This window comes from Variovorax sp. 01T432 (assembly GCF_056398605.1).
The window spans coordinates 1-5,459 of record NZ_JBFTPS010000105.1 but is presented as its reverse complement, the minus strand read 5'-3'; the positions used below and the strand labels follow the sequence as shown (position 1 = coordinate 5,459).

Annotated in this window: 3 protein-coding genes and 1 pseudogene; 2 read left to right on the top strand and 2 right to left on the bottom strand. The window is 64.3% G+C overall.

Going from position 1 to position 5,459, the window contains the following annotated elements; translation table 11 throughout:
• Positions 1-204 precede the first annotated feature (204 nt).
• Positions 205-2,955, top strand: a complete 2,751-nt coding sequence (locus tag AC1DNF_RS35155) for a DEAD/DEAH box helicase (RefSeq protein WP_478153502.1) — start codon at positions 205-207, stop codon at positions 2,953-2,955.
• A gap of 41 nt (positions 2,956-2,996) precedes the next feature.
• Positions 2,997-4,025 (top strand): SWIM zinc finger family protein, encoded by a 1,029-nt coding sequence (locus tag AC1DNF_RS35150; RefSeq protein ID WP_478153500.1) that lies wholly within the window; start codon positions 2,997-2,999, stop codon positions 4,023-4,025.
• A gap of 317 nt (positions 4,026-4,342) precedes the next feature.
• On the opposite strand, the gene AC1DNF_RS35145 is transcribed toward AC1DNF_RS35150, so the two are convergent.
• Together AC1DNF_RS35145 and AC1DNF_RS35140 are read right to left on the bottom strand one after the other, a co-directional pair.
• Positions 4,343-5,062 carry an IS6 family transposase gene (locus AC1DNF_RS35145; protein ID WP_478153498.1) on the bottom strand — a complete coding sequence of 240 codons (720 nt, stop codon included), beginning with the start codon at positions 5,060-5,062 and terminating at the stop codon, positions 4,343-4,345.
• Between the two features lie 37 nt (positions 5,063-5,099).
• Positions 5,100-5,459: pseudogene (locus AC1DNF_RS35140) on the bottom strand (IS110 family transposase); the annotation flags it as partial.

Here is a 5,459-nt window from a genome sequence, read left to right as displayed (position 1 = left end):
TCCTGTGCAAAGCTGCAGATCACACCCTCGGGTGTTCTGCATGTGGCTCGGCGCACTCGCAGTGCGCAACCCACGGTACTCCTGCAGGAGGCAGACCTTCCATCTCCCATCTACTGTCCGCCTCCTCCGAGGACGGGCCATCATGTCTATCGCTGTCTCGTCCTGACTGCGTCTCTTGCCCCGCTCCAGCGAGAATGCTCCCTCATGGCTGATCTCGATGGCGCTAAGTCTGACCCCCAGGGCGACCCCGTGGGCTTGGGTCTTGAGCTTGCCATTTCGCCGGCCGGCCGGGTCTACCTCGAGATCGCACACGACATCGGCGACGCCCCGGTATCGCCCACGGCCACGCGGATTCGCAAAGCCTACGAGCGCGGCGGCGCGCAATGCTTGCTGCAGCTGGGCGCTGTGGAATTGGGCGCCGCCCTGCCACCCTCGTTAGCCTTCGGGCGCGAGTTCGCACATCTGTTTATGGTGAGGCTGACCGCTCTTGCCAGGCTGGCCGAAGACTGGGCGAACGTCGAGTTGCCCGCCCCCCGCGCAGAGCTGGAGCAACTGGCAGCCGCAGCGCCACCGATGACGGGTGCGGAATACCTCGACGGCGCGGTGCTCGATGCATGGTGGGTGGACATGCATACGGCAGTGCGCGAGGAAATCGCCGCCAGCGGCGGCGCGATCGCTTCGTGGCTGCGAGGCAAGCACCCTAGCTGGAACCTGGTCGGCCGGGTCTGTTTTCATCTGGCGGAGAACAAGGGCAACGAACTGGCACCGTTCGCCTTTCTTGCCACCTGCGCGAGCCATGTGTCAAAGGATGCTCGCGTCCAGCACGTGCCGTTGGGGCGGGCGTTGCACGGCTATTCGCAGGCCCAGGATCGCGCCGGGTTGCTGAAGCTGCTGATGCCGGTGCACAAGGCGGCCGAGCAGAGCCCGTGGCTCAAATCTCTGGTCGATGAAGGGAAAGTGTTCCATCCGCTGGCCTGGTCACCACCCGAGGCGCACCAGTTCCTGCGCAGCGTGCCCCTATTCGAGGCCAGCGGGCTGATCGTGCGCATCCCGGACTGGTGGAAGCCGCGGCACCCGCCGCGCCCGCAAGTCCGGGTGAAGCTGGGTCAGCAGGCCTCGGGCATTGGGCTGGCCACGATGCTCGACTTCAAGGCTGAACTCACGCTCGACGGGGAGGCGCTTTCCGCGGAGGATTGGAGGCATCTGGTCGAAGCCGGCGACGGTCTGGTGCGACTCAAGGGACGCTGGGTCGAGGTCGACCGCGAAAAGCTCGACGCCGTGCTAGCCCACTGGAAGACGGTGCAGCGTTCGGCCGCCACCGACGGAATGTCCTTTCTCGAAGGGATGCGCCTGCTGTCGGGCGCCGCCATCGATGGTGCGGCCACCGCGGTGCTGGCGGAAACCACCGCCGAGTGGTCTACAGTGGTGGCGGGCGACTGGTTGCACGATGCGCTCGCACAACTGCGTGAACCAGGGGAAGGGCCCGATCCGCAGCCCGAACTCCTGGCGCAACTGCGGCCCTACCAGCGCAAGGGTGTCCAATGGCTGTGGTGGCTCAATCGCCTGGGGCTGGGGGGCTGTCTTGCCGACGACATGGGCCTGGGCAAGACGGTTCAGGTGCTTGCGCTCTTCTCGCTGGCCAAGCGCGAGCGTGACCCGGGGCCGCATCTTCTGGTCGTGCCCGCTTCGCTCATTGCCAACTGGCAGGCGGAGGCAGCGCGCTTTGCACCTCACTTGCGACTGCTGGTCGCGCACCCTTCGGTGATTCCAGCCAAGGAACTGGCCACGCTCTCTGAAGAACGGCTGGCGGGCGCCGACATCGTCGTGACGAGCTACAGCACCGTGACGCGTTTGCCCTGGATGGCCGAAGTGCAGTGGTCCTTGGTCGTGCTGGATGAAGCGCAGGCCATCAAGAACCCCGGCGCACAGCAGACGCGCAAGATCAAGGCGATCAAGAGCCGTGTGCGCTTCGCGATGACAGGCACGCCCGTGGAGAATCGGCTCGGCGATCTGTGGTCGCTCTTCGATTTCATCTGCCCCGGGCTGCTGGGGTCGGCAGCGACCTTCAACCGTTTCGTGCGCCGCCTGGCGGACAGTGAGCACGGTGACTACGCGCCGCTGCGCCGGCTGGTGCAGCCCTATATCCTGCGGCGCCTTAAAAGCGACAAGCGGGTCATCGCCGACCTGCCCGACAAGACCGAGGTCAAGGCCTACTGCGCACTGAGCAGAGTCCAGGCGAGCTTGTACCAGCAGTCAGTCGACGCGCTGGCCACGCAGATCGAGACCATGGAGGGGATCGAGCGGCGCGGCGTGGTCCTGGCCTTCCTGATGCGCTTCAAGCAGATCTGCAACCATCCTTCGCAATGGCTGGGCGACGGTGCGTACGGGCCGCATGATAGCGGCAAGTTCGCACGCCTGGGGGAGTTGTGCGAGGCAGTCGCCGCGCGCCAGGAGAAGGTGCTGGTCTTCACCCAGTTCCAGGAAATGACGGGGCCGCTCGCGCAGTTTTTGCAAGGCGTTTTCGGGCGATCCGGCCTGGTGCTTCACGGCGGCACCGCGGTGAAGGCACGCGCGGCGCTGGTCGACGCGTTTCAACGCGAGCAGGGACCGCCGTTCTTCGTCCTGTCACTCAAAGCGGGGGGCACAGGCCTGAACCTGACCGCCGCATCGCACGTCGTCCATTTCGATCGATGGTGGAATCCGGCCGTGGAAAACCAGGCGACCGACCGTGCCTATCGAATCGGGCAGAAGAGGAACGTGCTGGTTCACAAGTTCGTCTGCCGCGGCACTGTGGAAGAGAAGATCGACGCCCTCGTCGAGGCTAAACTGGGATTGTCGAACCAGATCATCGAGGGCGGCGGCGAGACACTGTTGACGGAGCTGAGCAACGACGAATTGCTGCGCATGGTCGCGCTCGATATCGGCAGTGCGATGGCCGAGGGCAAGGCGGGCTGAGAGGCCACGAGGCAAACTTGTTTGGGAGTGCGGGACAACACATGGCACGACACGACTATGGCCGCTGGACGCCTTACGTTCCGGTGGCACAACGGCAACTCAAAGCGAAGCAAAAAGTCGCGGCGCTGGCGAAGAAGGGCCAGCTCTGCCAACCGGTCACGATCGAAGGCCGTGCCATCGCCAAAAGCTTCTGGGGCAAGGCCTGGTGTGACAACCTGGAGTCCTACAGCGATTTTGCGAACCGGCTGCCGCGCGGGCGGACCTACGCGCGCAACGGCTCTGTGATCGATTTGCGCATCGAGACCGGAAAGGTGAACGCGCTCGTGTCCGGATCCCAGCTCTACAGCGTAGAGATCGGTGTGCATCCGCTGGCAGCGACGACGTGGGACGCGATCATCAAGGAATGCTCGGGCAAGGTCGCTTCACTGATCGAGTTGCTGCAGGGCCGCCTATCAAAAGCGGTGATGGAAACAGTGACGCGCCGCGGCGAGGGGTTGTTCCCGCTGCCGCGGCAAATCAGCTTGCGTTGCAGTTGCCCTGACGCGGCGTCGATGTGCAAGCATGTCGCGGCGACGCTGTACGGTGTCGGTGCTCGGCTGGACAACGAGCCGGAACTGCTGTTCCGGCTGCGCCATGTGGAGCCGCTGGAATTGATACGCGCCGGCAACATGCCGACGATGGCGCTACCCGACACGCAAGGTGACTTGGACGGCACAGATCTGTCGGCCTTGTTCGGCATCGAACTCGACGATGCATCCTCGGCGTCGACAGCGCCACAGCCGTCGCCCGCCGTGGCGCCGTCGCGCAAGCGCTCACGGGAGCCGCGAGTCGTCGATCCGCCAGCGCCGCCGGTGTCGACGAAGACCAACAAGGCGGCGGCGCCGCGCCGTGCGCAAGGCAAGGCCGTCACAGCCGGTGAGTTGATTGCGCGCGGCGTCGCGCGCCACATGATTCAGTCCTGGATCGCTTCCGGCGTTCTGCTGCGCACCAAGCAGCGCGGCGTGTACCGGACAACCGCACAGACTGAAGCGCGAATCGTTGGCTATACGGCTCGGGCTGCCCGCAGGTGAGCCGCTTTCCCGGGACGTGAGGTCGACTGTCGCAGTTCGCGCTTTCGGAAAGCGGCTGAAATCGTTGGGTAGTACCGGGCGCGGTAGAGAGAAGCAGAAGCCACCTGGGACGGCATAGCCAGCGACGGCCTAGCCTGACCCCGTCCGGGCTCCGAGATTCCCCCAAAAGGGTGAAGCGAGCCAGCCTTTGCACGACAAGGACTTGGCCTGAGATCGGGGTTCCGCCTTCTGCCTACAACTGGACCTGCTGGATGCGGTCGAGCGGGTTCTGTCGCGATAAGCCGGTCGAGGCGGATGAAGTCCCGTAGTTGTCCGGATCAACGGACGGCGAGACTGTAGAAGTAGTCGGCATGTGAAAATGCCAAGCCGCCGGGGCCGCGCAATTGCCCCTTCTTGATCATGTGCATGGTCTCGATGCCGGCAATCAGGCGCGCAGCAGAGCGAAAAGACTTGAACCCCATCATCGGTCGGACTCGTCGTTTGACGGCGCGGTGGTCCTGCTCCACAAGATTGTTCAAGTACTTGGACTGACGAAGTTCGATGACGCCGCCGCGATCGACGAGCAGACCTCGCACCGCAGCGGTGTTGGCACCGCTCTTGTCGATGATGATTTTCTCGGGCACTTCGTGCTGGGCGATCGCGCGCTCGAAGAACCGGCGCGCGGCCGCTGCGTCACGGCGCGCGGTCAGCAGGAAGTCAACCGTCTGGCCCAGCCGATCGACAGCTCGGTACAGATACTTCCACTGCCCGCCCACGAGCACGTAGGTCTCGTCGACGCGCCACGAGCGCCCCACCGGGTGGTTACGCCGACGAAACACCTTGGCCAACACGGGCAGCATCTTCAGTGACCAGCGGTGGACCGTGGCGTGGTCGACCAGCACACCGCGCTCGGCCATCATCTCTTCCAGGTTGCGCAGGCTCAAAGGATAGGCCGCGTACCAGCGAACGCACACCAGCATGATCTCCAGCGGGAAATGCAAACGCCTGATGACCCCTCGCAGGGTCGAGTTCGCAAGTTGGACGTGGAGCGGAACCATGGGCTCGATTGTGGCCGACCGGCTTATCGCGACAGAACCGCATGATGCGCATCTTCATCATGAGTTCTCGCTGGCGATGCAGCACGAGCGTGGCTTGCTAGGCCGCCGTCTTGATGCCCACCATTTTGACGCCAGGCTGTTGCACGGCTAGCCAGATTGCTCGAGCATCCGTCGCATCGGTTTTGTTGCCGCTCACGAAAGGGCGCACCGCCTTGGCGTGCAGCAGGCGCACGCTGTGGCCTAGCCCATCAATTCACGCGCCCAGTGATGCGCACCGCCGCAGGCTTCAATGGCGATCAGACAGGGCTGGCGATTGGCAAAGTGCTCCATGACCTTGGCTCGCTTGATCTGCACGTTGACGATCTCACCCGTGCCCATGTCCACCGTGTGCAGCTGA